15 protein-coding genes are annotated in these 17,361 nt (G+C 65.9%); 13 read left to right on the top strand and 2 right to left on the bottom strand.

Annotated elements, in window-relative coordinates:
* The first annotated feature begins 99 nt into the window (after positions 1-99).
* The 13 genes from AC07XB_RS32845 to AC07XB_RS32905 all read left to right on the top strand — a co-directional run bounded on the left by AC07XB_RS32845 (position 100) and on the right by AC07XB_RS32905 (position 14,811).
* On the top strand, positions 100-2,265 hold the full coding sequence (locus AC07XB_RS32845) for a 4Fe-4S binding protein (protein ID WP_492831561.1): 2,166 nt from the start codon (positions 100-102) through the stop codon (positions 2,263-2,265).
* A 32-nt stretch (positions 2,266-2,297) separates the two neighbouring features.
* On the top strand, positions 2,298-2,936 hold the full coding sequence (locus tag AC07XB_RS32850; RefSeq protein WP_492831562.1) for a TorD/DmsD family molecular chaperone: 639 nt from the start codon (positions 2,298-2,300) through the stop codon (positions 2,934-2,936).
* Positions 2,937-3,072: 136 nt separating this feature from the next.
* The gene (locus AC07XB_RS32855) at positions 3,073-3,291 is read left to right on the top strand and encodes a formate dehydrogenase (protein ID WP_043348783.1); all 219 of its coding nucleotides are present in this window, start codon (positions 3,073-3,075) and stop codon (positions 3,289-3,291) included.
* A 55-nt stretch (positions 3,292-3,346) separates the two neighbouring features.
* Complete coding sequence (locus AC07XB_RS32860) at positions 3,347-6,370, top strand: molybdopterin-dependent oxidoreductase (protein ID WP_492831563.1); 3,024 nt, start codon at positions 3,347-3,349, stop codon at positions 6,368-6,370.
* A gap of 97 nt (positions 6,371-6,467) precedes the next feature.
* On the top strand, positions 6,468-7,133 hold the full coding sequence (gene fdh3B / locus AC07XB_RS32865) for a formate dehydrogenase FDH3 subunit beta (RefSeq protein WP_492374978.1): 666 nt from the start codon (positions 6,468-6,470) through the stop codon (positions 7,131-7,133).
* Positions 7,130-7,363: a hypothetical protein gene (locus AC07XB_RS32870; RefSeq protein ID WP_150984024.1), complete on the top strand. Its 234-nt coding sequence runs from the start codon at positions 7,130-7,132 to the stop codon at positions 7,361-7,363. The genes fdh3B and AC07XB_RS32870 overlap by 4 nt, the downstream gene beginning before the upstream one ends.
* A gap of 52 nt (positions 7,364-7,415) precedes the next feature.
* Positions 7,416-8,633 carry a formate dehydrogenase subunit gamma gene (locus AC07XB_RS32875; RefSeq protein WP_492831564.1) on the top strand — a complete coding sequence of 406 codons (1,218 nt, stop codon included), beginning with the start codon at positions 7,416-7,418 and terminating at the stop codon, positions 8,631-8,633.
* A 36-nt stretch (positions 8,634-8,669) separates the two neighbouring features.
* Positions 8,670-9,071 (top strand): hypothetical protein, encoded by a 402-nt coding sequence (locus AC07XB_RS32880; protein ID WP_492374981.1) that lies wholly within the window; start codon positions 8,670-8,672, stop codon positions 9,069-9,071.
* Positions 9,072-9,084: 13 nt separating this feature from the next.
* The gene (locus AC07XB_RS32885; RefSeq protein WP_492374982.1) at positions 9,085-9,624 is read left to right on the top strand and encodes a superoxide dismutase family protein; all 540 of its coding nucleotides are present in this window, start codon (positions 9,085-9,087) and stop codon (positions 9,622-9,624) included.
* 66 nt (positions 9,625-9,690) lie between these two features.
* Entirely contained in the window at positions 9,691-10,521 is an 831-nt protein-coding gene (locus tag AC07XB_RS32890) for a formate dehydrogenase accessory sulfurtransferase FdhD (RefSeq protein ID WP_416049447.1), read from the top strand.
* Positions 10,522-10,713: 192 nt separating this feature from the next.
* Positions 10,714-11,280, top strand: coding sequence for a dCTP deaminase (gene dcd, locus AC07XB_RS32895; protein WP_017230746.1), 567 nt, complete (start codon positions 10,714-10,716; stop codon positions 11,278-11,280).
* A 142-nt stretch (positions 11,281-11,422) separates the two neighbouring features.
* Positions 11,423-13,687: an arginine/lysine/ornithine decarboxylase gene (locus AC07XB_RS32900; protein ID WP_183036612.1), complete on the top strand. Its 2,265-nt coding sequence runs from the start codon at positions 11,423-11,425 to the stop codon at positions 13,685-13,687.
* Positions 13,688-13,830: 143 nt separating this feature from the next.
* Positions 13,831-14,811, top strand: coding sequence for a quinone oxidoreductase family protein (locus AC07XB_RS32905; RefSeq protein WP_492831565.1), 981 nt, complete (start codon positions 13,831-13,833; stop codon positions 14,809-14,811).
* A gap of 118 nt (positions 14,812-14,929) precedes the next feature.
* Here AC07XB_RS32905 and AC07XB_RS32910 read toward each other — a convergent pair whose 3' ends face one another.
* Complete coding sequence (locus AC07XB_RS32910; protein ID WP_492831566.1) at positions 14,930-16,678, bottom strand: TRAP transporter large permease; 1,749 nt, start codon at positions 16,676-16,678, stop codon at positions 14,930-14,932.
* On the bottom strand, positions 16,675-17,217 hold the full coding sequence (locus AC07XB_RS32915; RefSeq protein ID WP_492831567.1) for a TRAP transporter small permease subunit: 543 nt from the start codon (positions 17,215-17,217) through the stop codon (positions 16,675-16,677). Before AC07XB_RS32915 ends, AC07XB_RS32910 begins: the two co-directional genes overlap by 4 nt.
* Between the last annotated feature and the right edge of the window lie 144 nt (positions 17,218-17,361).

The raw sequence follows: 17,361 nt of genomic DNA on the forward strand, positions 1-17,361 counted from the left end.
CGCTGCCCTTGGCGCGGCCTACAATAGGCTTCCCCCACATTCAGCTGGCGGCAAGACTCCCAACAAATGGAGCGGCCAGGCCGGCCAGCCGCACTCTCCATGCCGACGCTGATCTGCAATTGCAACGACACGATGCCGCTTGACGGGGCGGCATTGTCGGGCAATGTTCCCGCGCCCGCGGGTGGCGTGAAGACGCCACTCAAGGTCCATCATCTGCTGTGCCGCCGCGAGATTGGAGACTTCACCGCCGCGCTCGCCGGCACCGACGATGTCATCGTGGCTTGCACGCAGGAGCGCGCGCTGTTTACCGAGGTAGCCGCCCGGCGCCAGGCCGAGGGCACCATGACGGCGCCCGTGCGCTTCGTCAATATCCGCGAGACCGGTGGCTGGTCGCAGGGGGCGCGGCGCGACCCGAAAACCGCCAACGCCAAGATCGCTGCCTTGCTGGCCGCCGCCGCGCTGCCGGACCCGGATCCGGTGCCCGTGGTGGACTACCGCTCTGGCGGCGCTGTGCTGGTGCTAGGCCCCGCCGACCGTGCGATTCCCTGGGCCGGCAAGCTGGCCGAAGCCGGCATGGATGTTTCGGTGCTGCTCAGCGCCGCCGCCGCCGGGGCCATGGCCCCGGCCGGCCTGCCCGCCTCGCGGGCGTTCCCCGTGCACAGCGGCAAGCTGGTCAAGCTCGGCGGCTGGCTGGGCGCCTTCGAGGCCAGCTGGGAGACCGGCGCGGGACGCAGCAACCCGATCGACCTGGACCTGTGCACGCGCTGTAATGCCTGCATCGACGCTTGCCCGGAAGACGCCATCGATTTCAGCTACCAAGTGGACCTGGACCGCTGCCGCTCGCATCGCGCTTGCGTGATGGCCTGCGGCGCCGCTGCCGCGATCGATTTCGAGCGCCCGGCCGCCACTGCCACGGAACGCTTCGACCTGGTGTTCGACCTGGCCGACACGCCGGCCTTCCTCATGCACGCGCCGCCGCAGGGCTACCTGTACGCCGGCGCGGATGCGCTGCGCCAGCAGGCGCAGGCATTGGCACTGGTCCAGTTGGTGGGCGAGTTCGAGAAGCCGAAGTTCTTCCAGTACAAGGAGAAACTCTGCGCGCATGGCCGCAACCAGACCACGGGTTGCACGGCCTGTATCGACATCTGCTCCACCGAAGCGATCCGCTCGCAATGGCACGACGGGCGCGGCCGCATTGAGGTCACGCCGAACCTGTGCATGGGCTGCGGCGCCTGCACCACGGTGTGCCCAACCGGCGCCATCAGCTATGCCTATCCCAAGCCGGATCACCTCGGCGAGCGCTTGCGCACCCTGATCTCGGCCTACCGCGCTGCGGGCGGGCGCGACGCTGTGCTGTTGCTGCATGGCGAGGAGTACGGCAATGCGCCCATCCTGGCGTTGGGCCGCGCTGCGCGCGCCGGACAGGCCCACGGCATGCCGCCCAATGTGATTCCGGTGGGGTTGTTCCACCCGGCCGCGTGCGGGCTTGAGCTGTGGCTGGCGGCCATCTGCTGGGGCGCCGGACGTGTCGCCGTGATGCTCACCGGTGACGAAGCCCCGCAATACCGCACGGCGCTGGCCGGGCAGGTAGCAGTGGGGCAGGCTATTCTGGCGGGCCTCGGCTATGACGGCGAATGCCTGTCGCTGGTCGATGGCCCGGATGCCGTCACGCTGGACGTGCAACTATCGGCCTTGGCCGCGCCGGGGAGCAACCTGCCAGCCGCCGTGTTCCACGCTGCGGCCGCCAAGCGCGAGACGCTGGATTTTGCGCTGGATCATCTCGTGCGCAATGCGCCGCGCCCGGCCGCCAGCGTGGCGCTGCCTGCCGGGGCGCCGCTGGGCGCGGTGGCGGTGGACACCGGGCGCTGCACGTTGTGCATGGCCTGCGTTGGCGCCTGTCCCTCGCAAGCCCTGCGCGATAATCCCGAGCAGCCGGTGCTGGGCTTCCTGGAGCGCAACTGCGTGCAGTGCGGCTTGTGCGAGAAGACCTGCCCGGAAGACGCCATCACCCTGGTGCCGCGCTTGCTCAGCGGTGAGCAAGCGCGCCGCACCGTGACGTTGGCCGAGACCCAGCCCTTCCATTGCATTCGCTGCGCCAAGCCGTTCGGCACCGCCCAGATGGTGCATGCCATGCTGGCCCGGCTGGCGAGCCACCCGGCGTTTGCCGGCGAGGCCGCCGAGCGCTTGAAGATGTGCGGCGATTGCCGCGTCGTCGACATGATGGAAAAGAACAGCGGCGAGGCCAGCGGCAACGCCTTGCAGTAGCCAAGCAGGCCATCCTTGAGAATCATCACGACATGACAGATTTCCAGCCTATCCAGCTGATCCCTCCGGTCGCCCACGCGGCGCCCGACGCAGAAGACACCGCCCGGGCGGACCTGTACGGCCTGCTGGCCACGCTGCTGTATCGCGCGCCGGATGCCGCGCTGCTGCACCATATCGCCGCCAACCGCGCGCACGGCGAGGACGCCGCCACGCCGCTGGGCGACGCCTGGAACGATTTGTGCGACGCAGCATCGGTCACCACGGCCGAGCAAGCCAGCGACGAATACCAGCAATTGTTCGTCGGCGTGGGCAAGCCGGAAGTCCTGCTGTACGGCTCCTACTACCAGACCGGCTTCCTCAATGAGCGCCCGCTGGTGGCGCTGCGCGACGATCTGGCGCGCTATGGCCTGGTGCGCCAGGACAATGTCAGCGAAACCGAGGATCACATCGCCACATTGTGCGAGGTGATGCGCTTCCTGGTGGCGGGCGAGGACGCCGGCGTGGCAAACCTTGCCGAGCAGCAGCACTTTTTCTCGCGCCATCTGCAGTCATGGGTGGAAACCCTGTGCGACAGCGCGACGGCGCATCCGCAAGCGCGGCTCTATGCCCGCGTGGCCGCGCTGCTGAAGGCCTTCATGGCGGTCGAGGCGATCGCGCTGGACATGCATTGATCGCACGCAAGTTCTTGATTGCCATCATGGAAATCCCGGGGATTCATGGTCTTTCGACACATATCATTCTAAAATAGGCAATAGCATTCATAACAGGATTGGTAATCGGTCTGGACAGGCCGAGGAGCCCCCCCAAATGAAAGACAAGCAGCCGAAGGCCGCGCGCCGCGCCTTCCTTGCCGGCACCGGGGTTGTTGCCGCGGCCGGCGCCGCCGCCGCGCTGACTTCGCGCGGTCCGGCCATGCCCGCCGTGCCCAGCCTGGCGGCGGCCATTCCCGATGTCACGTCGACCGACGGCGACGGCTACCGGGTCACAGAGCATATTCGCAAGTACTACCGGACTACGCTGGTGTGAGTGGCCGCGCCTGGCGCACGCCTCGCTCTACCTCGTTTCCATCCTGGGGTGACACATGATCTTGACCCGCAAACGCGCGGCGCAGGGCAGCGCATCTTCGCAACTGGCTAGCGGCTCGGGCGAGCGCGCTGGCGGCCGGCTCTCCGAGCGTCTGGCTGCCGGGCTGGCGGGTGCCATGCCCACCATGGACCGGCGCAGCTTTCTCAAGCGCTCCGGCATCGGGGTGGGCGTGGGGCTGGCGGCTTCGCAGCTGACGCTGTTGCGCCGGGCCGATGCCGCGGATGCCTCAGGTGCGGCGGCCGGCGGCGAGGACAAGGGCAATATCGTGGTGCGCCGTACCGTGTGTGGCCACTGCTCGGTGGGGTGCGCGGTCGATGCCGTGGTGCACAACGGCGTGTGGGTGCGCCAGAACCCGGTCTTCGATTCGCCGATCAACATGGGCGCGCACTGCGCCAAGGGCGCCGCGCTGCGCGAGCACGGCCACGGCGAGTACCGGCTGAAGTACCCGATGAAGCTGGTGAACGGCAAATACCAGCGCGTCAGTTGGGATCAGGCGCTCGACGAGATCACCGCCAGGATGAAAGAGATCCGCCAGCAGACCGGGCCGGACTCGATGTTCTTCGTCGGTTCCTCCAAGCACAGCAACGAAGGGTCCTACCTGCTGCGCAAGTGGGTATCGTTCTTCGGCACCAACAACACCGACCACCAGGCACGCATCTGCCACTCCACCACGGTGGCCGGCGTGGCCAATACGTGGGGCTATGGTGCGATGACCAATTCGTACAACGATATGCAGAACGCCCGCGCGGCGCTGTATATCGGCTCCAACGCGGCCGAGGCGCACCCGGTGTCGATGCTGCACCTGCTGCACGCCAAGGAGAACGGCTGCAAGGTGATCGTGGTCGATCCGCGCTACACCCGTACGGCCGCGAAGTCCGATTACTACGTACGGGTCCGCTCGGGCACCGATATCGCTTTCCTGTTCGGCGTGCTGTACCACATCTTCCAGAACGGCTGGGAAGACCAGAAGTACATCAACGATCGCGTCTACGGCATGGACCGCGTCAAGGAGGAAGTCCTCGCCAAGTGGACGCCGGACAAGGTCGAGGAAGTCTGCGGCGTGCCCGAGGCGCAGGTCCATCAGGTTGCCGAGATCATGGCCAAGAACCGGCCCAGCACGCTGGTGTGGTGCATGGGCCAGACCCAGCACACCATCGGCAACGCCATCGTGCGCGCCTCCTGCATCGTGCAGCTGGCGCTGGGCAATATCGGCGTGTCGGGCGGCGGCGCCAACATCTTCCGCGGTCACGATAACGTGCAGGGCGCGACCGACGTGGGTCCCAACCCGGACTCGCTGCCGGGTTACTATGGCCTGGCCACTGGCGCCTGGAAGCACTATGCCGCGGTGTGGGGCGTCGACTACGAATGGATCAAGAAGCAGTACGCCTCGCAGGCGATGATGGAGAAGTCCGGGACCACAGTGTCGCGCTGGATCGATATCGTGACCGAGAAGCCAGAGCTGATCGACCAGGACAACAACGTCCGCGGGGTGTTTTTCTGGGGCCATGCACCCAACTCGCAGACGCGCGGGCTGGAGATGAAAAAGGCGCTCGACAAGCTCGACCTGCTGGTGGTGATCGACCCTTATCCGTCAGCCACCGCCGCGATGGCCAACATGCCGCCGGCGGAAGGCGACAAGGTCAACCCGAACCGCGCGGTCTACCTGCTGCCGGCCTGCACGCAGTTCGAGACCACCGGGTCCTGCACGGCCTCCAACCGCTCGCTGCAGTGGCGCGAGAAGGTGATCGAGCCGCTGTTCGAGTCGATGCCGGACCACACCATCATGCAGGCCTTCGCCGAGCGGCTCGGCTTTGGCAAGGAGCTGTCGAAGAACTTCAAGCTCAACGAGGTCAAGCGCGCGGGCCGGACCTGGATGGAGCCCGAAGTCGAATCCATCCTGCGCGAGATCAATGCCAGCAACTGGACCATCGGCTACACCGGGCAATCTCCCGAGCGGCTCAAGTCGCATATGCGCAATATGGAGAAGTTCGACGTGCGCACGCTGCGCTGCCTGGGCGGCAAGGATCCGTTGACCGGCTACGACCTGACCGGCGATTACTTTGGCCTGCCGTGGCCGTGCTATGGCACGCCGGAGCTCAAGCACCCCGGCTCGCCCAACCTGTATGACACCAGCCGCAACGTCATGGACGGCGGCGGCAACTTCCGCGCCAACTTCGGCGTGGAGCGCGACGGCGTCAGCCTGCTGGCCGAGGACGGCTCGTACTCGAAAGGCGCGGACATTACCACCGGCTACCCGGAGTTCGACCACGTGCTGCTGAAGAAGCTGGGCTGGTGGGATGAGCTGACGGACGCCGAGAAGCAGAAGGCCGAGGGCAAGAACTGGAAGACGGATTTGTCCGGTGGCATCCAGCGCGTGGTGCTGAAGAACCATGGCTGCCACCCCTTTGGCAACGCCAAGGCGCGGGCCATCGTGTGGAACTTCCCTGACCCGATCCCGCAGCACCGCGAGCCGCTGTATTCCACCCGGCCCGACATGGTCGCCAAGTACCCCACGCACGACGACAAGATGGCGTTCTGGCGGCTGCCCACGCTGTACAAGTCGCTGCAGCAGCGCAACGTCGAGAACAAGCTCTACGAGAAGTTCCCGATCATTCTCACCTCCGGCCGCCTGGTCGAGTACGAGGGCGGGGGGGAGGAAACCCGGTCCAACCCGTGGCTGGCCGAGTTGCAGCAGGAGAACTTCGTCGAGATCAACCCGCGCGCGGCGTCCGATCGCGGCATCCGCAACGGCGACTTCTGCTGGGTCAGCACGCCCACCGGCGCGCACATCAAGGTGCGCGCGCTGGTGACCGAGCGCGTCGGCGTGGATACCGCCTTCATCCCGTTCCACTTCTCCGGCTGGTGGCAGGGCAAGGACCTGAAGGAGTACTACCCGGAGGGCGCGATGCCGATCGTGCGCGGTGAGGCCATCAACACGGCCACCACCTACGGCTATGACTCGGTGACGATGATGCAGGAAACCAAGACCACGATCTGCCAGATCGCGCGGTTCACCTGAATGCGGTTGTGATCGCCATCGAGATAGCGACAGGGTTAGCGACAGAGATGGCGGCAGAGATGGCGATAGGGACAGAGACCAAGGGCAAGGAACGACCATGGCACGCATGAAATTCATCTGTGACGCCGAGCGTTGCATCGAGTGCAACAGCTGCGTCACCGCCTGCAAGAACGAGCACGAGGTGCCGTGGGGCGTCAACCGGCGTCGCGTGGTGACCATCAACGACGGCATCGTCGGCGCCGAGAAATCGATCTCGGTCGCCTGCATGCACTGCTCGGACGCGCCTTGCATGGCGGTGTGCCCGGTCGACTGCTTCTACCGTACCGAAGACGGCGTGGTGCTGCACGACAAGGACGTCTGCATCGGCTGCGGCTACTGCTCCTACGCCTGCCCGTTCGGCGCTCCCCAGTTCCCCAGCGCCGGGACCTTCGGCGTGCGCGGCAAGATGGACAAGTGCACGTTCTGCGCCGGCGGGCCGGAGAAAAACGGCAGCGACGAAGAATTCGAGAAGTACGGACGAAACCGGCTGGCCGAAGGCAAGCTGCCGCTGTGCGCGGAAATGTGCTCGACCAAAGCGCTGCTGGGCGGCGACGGCGACGTGATTGCCGACATACTGCGCAACCGCGTGATCAAGCGCGGCAAGGGCGGCGATGTGTTCGGCTGGGGCACGGCCTACGGCAACAAGGGCGCCACGCAGGGTACCGCGGGCGCGGGCGCGGCGCCGCCCGCCGCGCCACCCGCTTCAGGAGCGCAGCCATCATGACCCGCCTGTTGCTGATCCTGCTGGCCGCCGGCTGCACCGCGCTGGCCGCCTGTGGCGAGCGCGCGCAGACCGCCACGGCGGCGCACAAGAAATCCGACGCGCCGGCGTACGAGGGCGCGCCGGGCGACCCCTTCGTGGCCAAGGGCTGGACGCCAGGCGACAAGACCAGTTGGCAAAACCAGATCCGCGAGCGCAACCAGTACCAGAACGAATACAACCGCACGCCATGACGGCGGCGATGCGAAGCCCGGGGCGCACCCTGGCCGACCCGATGGAGGGCATATGAAGCCGACGCTCAATCCTGGCTGGTTCCGCTACCTGGTGGGGGTGGCCTGCGCGCTGGCCTTGCTGGCGCCGCCCGGGGCCGCGCGGGCGCAAGCCCAAGCCCAAGCCCCGGCCCAGGGCGCTTCCGCGCCGCAGGCGGCCGGCGCGCCCGCCGAGGCCAACAACCCCGCCACGCATCCGGCCCAGCCCTTCGCGGGCATCGCTTCCGAGAACATCTTCAACGTGCCCCGCCGCGATCTCGCAGCCGAGGCGCAGGCCCAGCAGGCGCGTAGCAAGGATCAACCGGGCAACAACGCGCCGGTCTGGCGGGAGGCGAATTCCGACCAGGCGCACTACAGCAGCCTGCCAGCCAAGGAAGCCGGGGTGCTGATCCAGCGCACCGGGCAGAAGTGGCGCCTGTTCCGCAACGGGGTGATCACCGTCTGGGGCGGCTGGCTGATCGTGGTGGTGCCCGCCGCGATCCTGGCCTTTTTCTTCTGGCGCGGCGCGATCCCGCTCAAGACGCCGCGTACCGGCCGCATGATCCAGCGCTTTACGCCGCTGGAGCGCATGGTGCACTGGACCATGGCGATTTCATTCGTCACGCTGGCTGTCTCGGGCATCGTGATGCTGTTCGGCAAGCATTTCCTGCTGCCCCTGATGGGCCACACCTTGTTCGGCTGGCTCACCTACCTGCTGAAGAACGTCCATAACATCGTCGGCCCGGTCTTTACCTTGTCGGTGATCGTCGGCTTCGTGATCTTCGTGCGCGACAACTTCCCCGCCCGGGAGGACTGGCAGTGGCTCATCAAGCTCGGCGGGCTCGTGTCCGGCAAGCACGTGCCAAGCGGGCGCTTCAACGCCGGCGAGAAGGCCTGGTTCTGGGGCGGGCTGGTGGTCTTCGGCCTGATCCTGTCGGCCTCCGGCTGGGTGCTCGACATGATCGTGCCCGGCATGGATTTCTACCGCGCCACCATGCAGGTTGCCAACGTCATCCATGGCATCGCGGCGGTGCTGATGATGGCCATGGCCTGCGGCCATATCTACATGGGTACCATCGGCATGGAAGGGGCCTACCGCGCCATGCGCGACGGCTGGGTCGATGAAGCCTGGGCCAAGGAGCACCACGAGCTCTGGTACGACGATATCAAGGCAGGCAAGATCCCCGTGCAGCGCGCGGCCGAGCCAGAGCCGGGCGAGCGTGCCGGCGGCCGGGCCAGCCCGGGCGAAGTCTGAGCGCGCACGGCCGATCCCCAACGAGGAGCCCGATCCATGAACCGCATTCTGCTGGTGCTCGCCCTGGCCCTTGGCGGCACAGGCGCCCTGGCCAAACTGCCGCCGCCGACCGAGGCGCAAAAGCTCAAGGCCGACGAGGCCAAGGCGCGCGCCGGCTGGGCCGACAAGGTGGCCGCTTATCAGCTGTGCCGAGCGCAAGACAAGGCGGCGGCGCACTACTACAGCGACATGCAGGCCAAAGGCAAGGTGGTGGCGGCGGCTGCCACCGCCGCGCCGTGTGCCGATCCGGGCCCGTTCGTAGCGCAAGCGCCGGCTGCGCAAGCCGCAGCAAGCACTGCTGGAGGACCTTCCACCGCACCTGTCGCCACGCCTTCGGATCACAAACCGGCCGCAGCGCCGGGCACGGGAGCGGTACAATCGCCCCGGACATCACCGTGAGAGGAGGTTCGGCATGAAGCGTGTACGTGTACTTTTCGGTCTGGCTGTAGCGGGCACCCTGGCAGGCACTCTGGCCGGCTGCGGGGGCATGGGGATGAGCAGGTCCGATACCGCGGTCGCCGCGCTGGCGTCCAAGAGCGGTACCGCGACGCAGGGCAGCATCACCTTCACCCAGCGCGGTGACACGGTGCTGGTCAAGGCCGACGTAACCGGCCTGCCGCCCAATACCGAGCACGGCTTCCACGTGCACGAGAAGGGCGACTGCTCGGCCCCCGACGCCATGAGCGCGGGCGGCCACTTCAACCCGACGGCCAAGCCGCACGGTTCGATGTCGATGCCCGACCATCATGCTGGCGACATCAACAACCTCAAGGCCGACGCTACCGGCCGCGCCCAGGCCAGCTTCGAGCTGACCGGCGTGACCTTGGGCGCCGGCCCCACCAGCCTGGTGGGCCGCGCGGTGGTCGTCCACAAGGACCCGGACGACTACAAGACCCAGCCCACCGGCAACTCCGGCGGCCGCATCGCTTGCGGCGTGATCGCCAAGTCCTGACGGATGGGGGGCAGCGCGGGCCGGCAGTTCCCAGCACGCGCCGCCCATCCCGCATCCCCAACGCCCATGCCCCTGCGCCCTGAAATGACCCACGCGTGCGTCCCCTTGATCGAAGAGGTCGAGGTGGTCGACGAGCAGGGGCGCGTGCGCCAGGCCTTCCTGCCCGGCGAGCGCCCGCTGACGGTCTACCTGGACAAACGCGAGCTGGTGACGCTGATGACGCTGGGCGGGGCGCCCGAGGCCCTGGTGCTGGGTTACCTGCGCAACCAGCGCCTGGTCGAATCGGTCGAGGATATTGCTGCCATCCAGGTCGACTGGGAGACCGAATCCGCCGCCGTCACGACCCGCACGGGCGTGGATCGCATCGAGGAGCGCACGGCGCGCCGGGTGGTGACCACCGGCTGTGGCCAGGGCACCGTGTTTGGCTCGTTGCTGGACGAAGTGGACAATATCCGGCTGCCGGACGACGCCACCCTGGACCAGGAAACGCTCTACGGCATCGTCGACACCATCCGGCTGCAGCAGTCGGTCTACAAACAGGCCGGCTCCGTGCATGGCTGCGCACTGTTCCGCGGGCGCGAGCTGCTGATGTTCATCGAGGATGTGGGCCGGCACAACGCCGTGGATGCCATCGCGGGGCTGATGTGGCTTGAAGGCATGAGCGGCGCTGACAAGGTGTTCTACACCACCGGGCGGCTGACCTCGGAGATGGTGATCAAGGGCGCCCAGATGGGCATTCCATTCCTGCTGTCGCGCTCGGGCGTCACGCAGATGGGCTACCAGATGGCCCAACGCGTCAACCTGGCTCTCTTTGCCCGGTGCACGGGGCGCCACTTCCTGCTCTATACCGGCCGCGAACGCTTCCGGCACCAGTTGCCGGAACAAGCCACGGCCTGACGCCCGGGGGCGGACAGCCCGTTCCGGGGCCGGGGCGGCATTTAAGGCGGTGATGCCGGATTTTGGTTGTACAATGCGGCCCATCGCAAGGCCCCGGCAGGTCCGGCGCGCCTGTGAGCAAATGCGAGCAGTGTTCCCGGTCAGCATGGGCCGCGCCCGAGCCTGCCCTCATTTGTTCATCCCGATACCCCTATGAGCATCAAATCCGATAAGTGGATCCGCCGCATGGCGGAACAGCACGGCATGATCGAGCCCTTCGAGCCCGGCCAGGTACGGGAAGAAGACGGCCGCAAGATCGTTTCGTACGGCACCTCGAGCTACGGCTACGACATCCGCTGCGCCGACGAATTCAAGATCTTCACCAACATCAACAGCACCATCGTCGATCCGAAGAACTTCGACGAAAAGTCCTTTGTCGACTTCAAGGGCGATGTCTGCATCATCCCGCCGAACTCCTTCGCGCTGGCCCGCACGATGGAGTATTTCCGCATTCCGCGCAGCGTGCTGACCATCTGCCTGGGCAAGAGCACCTACGCGCGCTGCGGCATCATCGTCAACGTGACCCCGTTCGAGCCGGAATGGGAAGGCTATGTGACGCTGGAGTTCTCGAACACCACGCCGCTGCCTGCCAAGATCTACGCCGGTGAAGGCTGTGCCCAGGTGCTGTTCTTCGAGAGCGACGAGATCTGCGAGACTTCCTACCGCGATCGCGGTGGCAAGTACCAGGGTCAGCAAGGTGTCACACTGCCGAAGACCTGATCGCATACAATGCGCGCGTTGCGGTGTTACGGGAAACCCCGGGGCCGCGCGCCAAGCCTGAACGTCGAGCCACATGCCGACCCAGGGGGACGAATCCCCGGGCCATGTGGCTCAAGTCCTTCTTGCCGTCCAAGGATGCCAAATGAAATTCCGCTTCCCCGTCATCATCATCGATGAAGACTTCCGCTCCGAGAACATTTCCGGCTCGGGCATCCGCGCGCTGGCGCAGGCCATCGAGCAAGAAGGCATGGAGGTGATGGGCCTGACCAGCTATGGCGACCTGACCTCCTTCGCCCAGCAGTCCAGCCGTGCTTCTTCGTTCATCGTGTCGATCGACGACGACGAGTTCGTCAGCGAGGACGACCGGCCCGAAGCCGCGGCCATCGAGAAACTGCGCGCCTTCGTCAACGAAGTGCGCCGCCGCAACACCGACCTGCCCATCTTCCTGTACGGCGAGACCCGCACCTCGCGGCATATCCCCAACGATATCCTGCGCGAGTTGCACGGCTTCATCCACATGTTCGAGGACACGCCGGAATTCGTCGCGCGCCACATCATCCGCGAAGCCCGGGTCTACCTGGATTCGCTGGCGCCGCCGTTCTTCAAGGCGCTGATCGCCTACGCGCAGGACAGCTCCTACTCGTGGCACTGCCCGGGGCACTCCGGCGGCGTGGCGTTCCTCAAGAGCCCGGTCGGCCAGGTGTTCCACCAGTTCTTCGGCGAGAACATGCTGCGCGCCGACGTCTGCAATGCCGTCGATGAGCTCGGCCAGCTGCTCGACCACACCGGCCCGGTGGCGGCCTCGGAGCGCAATGCCGCGCGCATCTTCAACTCCGACCACATGTATTTCGTCACCAACGGCACATCCACCTCGAACAAGATGGTGTGGCATGCCAACGTGGCGCCGGGCGACATCGTGGTGGTGGACCGCAACTGCCACAAGTCGATCCTGCACGCGATCATGATGACAGGCGCGATTCCCGTGTTCCTGATGCCCACGCGCAATCACTACGGCATCATCGGCCCGATCCCGAAGAGCGAGTTCGATCCCGAGACCATTCGCCGCAAGATTGCCGCGCACCCGTTCGCCAGCCAGGCCAAGAACCAGAAGCCGCGCATCCTGACCATCACCCAGGGCACCTACGACGGCGTGCTGTACAACGCCGAACAGATCAAGGAAATGCTGGCCACGGAGATCGACACGCTGCATTTCGACGAAGCCTGGCTGCCGCACGCGGCATTCCACGACTTCTATCGCAACATGCACGCGATCGGCAAAGACCGCCCGCGCAGCAAGGACGCGCTGGTGTTCGCCACGCAGTCCACGCACAAGCTGCTGGCCGGCCTGTCGCAGGCCTCGCAGATCCTCGTGCAGGATTCGGATACGCGCAAGCTGGACCGCTACCGGTTCAACGAGGCGTACCTGATGCACACGTCCACCAGCCCGCAGTACTCGATCATTGCCTCGTGCGACGTGGCGGCGGCGATGATGGAAGCCCCGGGCGGCACCGCGCTGGTCGAAGAAAGCATCCAGGAAGCGATGGACTTCCGCCGCGCCATGCGCAAGGTCGAAGGCGACTACGATGCCGGCAACAACGGCGACTGGTGGTTCAAGGTGTGGGGCCCCGAGGCGCTGGTCGAGGACGACATCGGCGACCGTGAAGAGTGGATGCTCAAGGCCAACGAACGCTGGCACGGCTTCGGCGACCTGGCCGACGGCTTCAACCTGCTCGACCCGATCAAGGCCACCATCATCACCCCGGGCCTGGACGTGGACGGCGAGTTCAGCGACCGCGGCATCCCTGCGGCCATCGTCACCAAGTACCTGGCCGAGCACGGCATCATCATCGAGAAGACCGGGCTGTACTCGTTCTTCATCATGTTCACCATCGGCATCACCAAGGGCCGCTGGAACTCGCTGGTGACCGAGTTGCAGCAGTTCAAGGACGACTACGACCAGAACCAGCCGCTGTGGCGCGTGCTGCCGGAATTCGTCGGCAAGCATCCGCAGTACGAGAAGCTCGGCCTGCGCGACCTGTGCGACGCGATCCACAGCGTCTACAAGGCCAATGACGTGGCCCGCGTGACCACCGAGATGTACCTGTCGGACATGGAACCGGCAATGAAGCCGTCGGACGCGTGGGCCATGATGGCCCACCGCGAGATCGAGCGCGTGGCCGTCGACGAACTGGAAGGCCGCGTTACCGCCATCCTGCTCACGCCTTACCCCCCGGGCATTCCGCTGCTGATTCCGGGCGAGCGCTTCAACCGCATCATCGTGCAGTACCTGAAGTTCGCGCGCGAGTTCAACAAGCTGTTCCCCGGCTTCGAGACCGACATCCACGGCCTGGTCGAGGAAGAGGTCGAGGGTGGTGGCAAGGCGTATTTCGTCGACTGCGTGAAGTAACGCAGGCTGGCGGCAAGCAAGAAGGCCTCGCGCGTGCGAGGCCTTTTTTCTGCGCTTGCCCATGCCTTGCGCACGGCCGACGCGTTGCGCGAGATTGCGATAGAGTGGCGCTCACAAATCTATGCAACCTCGACGGAGTGGAAATGACATCAGCACGCGTGGTGGAATTGACGGAGTTCGGCGGCCCCGAAGTGATGCACCTGGTGAATGCCGAGTTGCCCGCGCCGGCGGCCGGCCAGGTGCGGTTGCGCCAGACCGCCATCGGCTTCAACTATATCGACGTCTACCAGCGCTCGGGCAAGTACCCGCTGCCGTCGCCGACCGGGCTGGGCCATGAAGCCGCCGGCGTGGTCGAAGCGGTGGGCGAGGGCGTGACCGCCCTGCGCGAAGGCGACCGCGTGGTCTACATGCACGCTGGCATCGGTGCCTATGCCAGCCGGCGCAACGTGCCCGCCGACAAGCTGGTCAAGCTGCCCGACAGCATCGACGACCTCACCGCCGCGGCGATCTTCTTCAAGGCCATGACCGCGCAATACCTCGTGCGCAAGACACATCCCGTGCAAGCCGGCGACGTCGTGCTGGTGCATGCCGCCGCGGGCGGCGTAGGGCAGATCCTCAGCAGCTGGGCCAAGGCGCTCGGCGCCACCGTGATCGGCACCGCCGGCTCGGCCGAGAAGTGCGAAGTGGCCCGCGCGGCAGGGTGCGATGTCGCCATCAACTATTCGCAGGCGGACTGGGTGGAGCAGGTGATTGCCGCCACCGACGGGCGCAAGGCACGCGTGGTCTATGACTCGGTGGGCAAGCATACCTTCATGGGCTCGCTGGACTGCGCGGCACCATTCGGGCTGGTGGCGCTCTATGGCGCCGCCTCGGGGCCCGTGCCGGCGTTTGAGCCGGAACTGCTCAGCAAGAAGGGCTGCCTGTTCCTGACGCGGCCATCGGTGTTCCCGCACAACGCCGATCCGCAGACGTTCCGTGCCAACGCGGCGGATGTGTTCCAGGCGATCGGGCAGGGCGCGATCCGGGCCGCCATTGGCGCGCGCTTCCCGCTTGAGCAGGTGGCCGAGGCGCATCGGGTGGCAGAGGCGCGCGCGACCACGGGCGCTATCCTGCTGCTGCCGTGACCTGAACCAAGCAGACAAGATGCGGGGGCAACCCCGGAAAACAAAAAGGCCTCGGGTTTGAACGGAACCCGAGGCCTTTTTCCATGCTGGCGACCGAATCCGCCGGCGCATTCTCTCGCTACTTCTTCTTGTCGAACTCGAACTGCGGCGTAGCGGGCTCGCTGTCGGCAGGCGCCGCCGGCAACTCCAGCGTGCCAGGCTCGCTACGGCCGCCCGGCGCAGGCGCCGGCACCGAGGCCGCACCGCCCGGGCTCTCGCCCCCCAGCGGAATCGTGACCTCCGCCGCATTGCTATGGTGCAACGACCCCTTGTCCAGGAACATCGTCACCAGGCCCGGCCAGAACATCACCAGCACGACCATGATCAGCTGCAGGCCGACCCAGGGCAGCGCGCCCCAGTAGATGTCGGAACTCTTCACTTCCTTGGGCGCAATGCCGCGCAGGTAGAACAGCGCGAAGCCGAAGGGCGGGTGCATGAAGGAGGTCTGCATGTTCACGCACAGCATCACGCCGAACCACACCAGCGCCGCGGTGGCTGCCGCTTCCGGGTTGCCGCCCATCGAATCGGCGACGACCGGCGCCAGCACCTTGACCGCAACCGGCGCCAGCATCGGCACCACGATGAACGCGATCTCGAAGAAGTCCAGGAAGAAGGCGAGGAAGAAGATGAACAGGTTGACCACCAGCAGGAAGCCGATCCAGCCGCCCGGCAGCGAGGTGAACATGTGCTCCACCCAGGCGCCGCCATCCACGCCCTGGAACACCACCGAGAAGCAGGTGGAGCCGATCAGGATGAATACCACCATGGCGGTGATGCGCGCCGTGGACTGGTAAGCCTCGATGATCAGCCCGCGCAGCGCGGTCAGTTGGCCGGCGCGCAGCAGCAGCCATGCGATCACGAGGTAGACCACCGCCAGCGGAATGCGGAAGGCATGCGAGCCGAACGCGACGGTGCCGGCGATAATGGCCACGCCCGTGGCGGCAAGGCCGATACGATAGACATTGCGGTCGAGCTTGCCGAAGCCGGGGTCGCGCAGCACCGCCAGCACCAGCGCGCCGACTGCGCCCATGGCGCCGGATTCGGTCGGCGTGGCGATGCCCAGCATGATCGTGCCCAGCACCAGGAAGATCAGCACCGCGCACGGAATGATGCCGCGCAGGCATTTGCGCCACAGCGCCCAGCCGCGCAGCGTGCGTTCTTCCACCGGCACCGGCGGCAGCCAGTCGGGCTTGATGCGGGCCAGCACGAAGGTATAAAGCGCGAACAGCGCGATCTGGATCACCGACGGGCCCCAGGCGCCCAGGTACATGCTGCCCACGTCGGCGCTGCCCATCGGCGTCTTGAGCTGGTCGGCCAGCACTACCAGCACCAGCGACGGCGGTACCAGCTGCGTGATGGTGCCCGACGCCGCCAGCACGCCGGTGGCGTACTTCATGTTGTAGCGGTAGCGCATCATGACCGGCAGCGAGATCATCGCCATGGCGATCACCTGCGCCGCCACGGTGCCCGTGATGGCGCCGAGGATGAAGCCCACGATGATGACCGAGTAGCCCAGGCCGCCGCGCACCGGGCCGAACAATTGGCCCATGGAGTCCAGCATGTCCTCGGCCAGCCCGCACTTCTCCAGTATCGCCCCCATGAAGGTGAAGAACGGGATGGCGAGCAGCAACTCGTTGGCCAGCACGCTGCCGAACACGCGGCTGGGCACCGCCTGCAGGAAACTGACCGGGAAGTAGCCAAACTGAATGGCCAGGATGCCGAAGGCAAGGCCCACCGCCGACAGCGAAAATGCGACCGGGAAGCCGATCAGCATGAATACCACCAGGCCGCCGAACATCAGCGGCGGCATATATTCCAATGGAATCATTGCACCGGCCTCTCGTATTTCGATTCGATGCGCACGAGGCCCTTGAGGGCGGCGACGCGCTTGATCAGCTCGGACACGCCCTGCAAGGCAAGCAGGGCGAAGCCGAGGGGCACCACCAGCTTGATCGGGTAACGCGGCAGGCCGCCGGAATTACCGGATTGCTCGAGGATGTGCCACGAGGGCAGGAACAGCGATTCCCACGACAGCCAGGCAAACAGCACGCAGGATGGCAGCAGGAAAAAGACAATACCGAAGATGTCGATCCAGTGTTGCGCGCGCTCCGATACGTTGCCGTAGATCAGGTCCACGCGCACGTGTTCGTTGCGCTGGAAGGTGTAGGAGGCGCCGAACATCACCGCGATGGCGAACATATACCATTGCAGCTCGAGCGGCCAGTTGTCGCTGAGGTTGAAGCCGTAACGCAGCAGGGCGTTGCCTGCGCTGATCAGGCACGACAGCAGGATCATGATGTTTGCAAGCCTGCCCGTGTGCTGATTCAACCTGTCGATCTGTCGTGACAGACCAAGCAAGTAATACATGGGTTGTCTCCCCTGTTTTTGCGGCGATTAGTTTATCTGTAACAAAATGCTTCGGCGCTTGGGGCTAATACCTACCGCTTCGCGCAAAAATCAAAAGAGCCGGGAAACAATAAAAAAAGCCGCCAGGGGTCTGCCCTGGCGGCT

It is taken from the genome of Cupriavidus sp. GW821-FHT02F09 (assembly GCF_059421605.1).

What these genes read in the sequence shown, in the direction of transcription:
- AC07XB_RS32845 (WP_492831561.1), top strand. Translation starts at nt 100, where the DNA reads ATGCCGACGCTGATCTGCAATTGCAACGACACGATGCCGCTTGACGGG.
- AC07XB_RS32850 (WP_492831562.1), top strand. Translation starts at nt 2,298, where the DNA reads ATGACAGATTTCCAGCCTATCCAGCTGATCCCTCCGGTCGCCCACGCG.
- AC07XB_RS32855 (WP_043348783.1), top strand. Translation starts at nt 3,073, where the DNA reads ATGAAAGACAAGCAGCCGAAGGCCGCGCGCCGCGCCTTCCTTGCCGGC.
- AC07XB_RS32860 (WP_492831563.1), top strand. Translation starts at nt 3,347, where the DNA reads ATGATCTTGACCCGCAAACGCGCGGCGCAGGGCAGCGCATCTTCGCAA.
- fdh3B (WP_492374978.1), top strand. Translation starts at nt 6,468, where the DNA reads ATGGCACGCATGAAATTCATCTGTGACGCCGAGCGTTGCATCGAGTGC.
- AC07XB_RS32870 (WP_150984024.1), top strand. Translation starts at nt 7,130, where the DNA reads ATGACCCGCCTGTTGCTGATCCTGCTGGCCGCCGGCTGCACCGCGCTG.
- AC07XB_RS32875 (WP_492831564.1), top strand. Translation starts at nt 7,416, where the DNA reads ATGAAGCCGACGCTCAATCCTGGCTGGTTCCGCTACCTGGTGGGGGTG.
- AC07XB_RS32880 (WP_492374981.1), top strand. Translation starts at nt 8,670, where the DNA reads ATGAACCGCATTCTGCTGGTGCTCGCCCTGGCCCTTGGCGGCACAGGC.
- AC07XB_RS32885 (WP_492374982.1), top strand. Translation starts at nt 9,085, where the DNA reads ATGAAGCGTGTACGTGTACTTTTCGGTCTGGCTGTAGCGGGCACCCTG.
- AC07XB_RS32890 (WP_416049447.1), top strand. Translation starts at nt 9,691, where the DNA reads ATGCCCCTGCGCCCTGAAATGACCCACGCGTGCGTCCCCTTGATCGAA.
- dcd (WP_017230746.1), top strand. Translation starts at nt 10,714, where the DNA reads ATGAGCATCAAATCCGATAAGTGGATCCGCCGCATGGCGGAACAGCAC.
- AC07XB_RS32900 (WP_183036612.1), top strand. Translation starts at nt 11,423, where the DNA reads ATGAAATTCCGCTTCCCCGTCATCATCATCGATGAAGACTTCCGCTCC.
- AC07XB_RS32905 (WP_492831565.1), top strand. Translation starts at nt 13,831, where the DNA reads ATGACATCAGCACGCGTGGTGGAATTGACGGAGTTCGGCGGCCCCGAA.
- AC07XB_RS32910 (WP_492831566.1), bottom strand. Translation starts at nt 16,678, where the DNA reads ATGATTCCATTGGAATATATGCCGCCGCTGATGTTCGGCGGCCTGGTG.
- AC07XB_RS32915 (WP_492831567.1), bottom strand. Translation starts at nt 17,217, where the DNA reads ATGTATTACTTGCTTGGTCTGTCACGACAGATCGACAGGTTGAATCAG.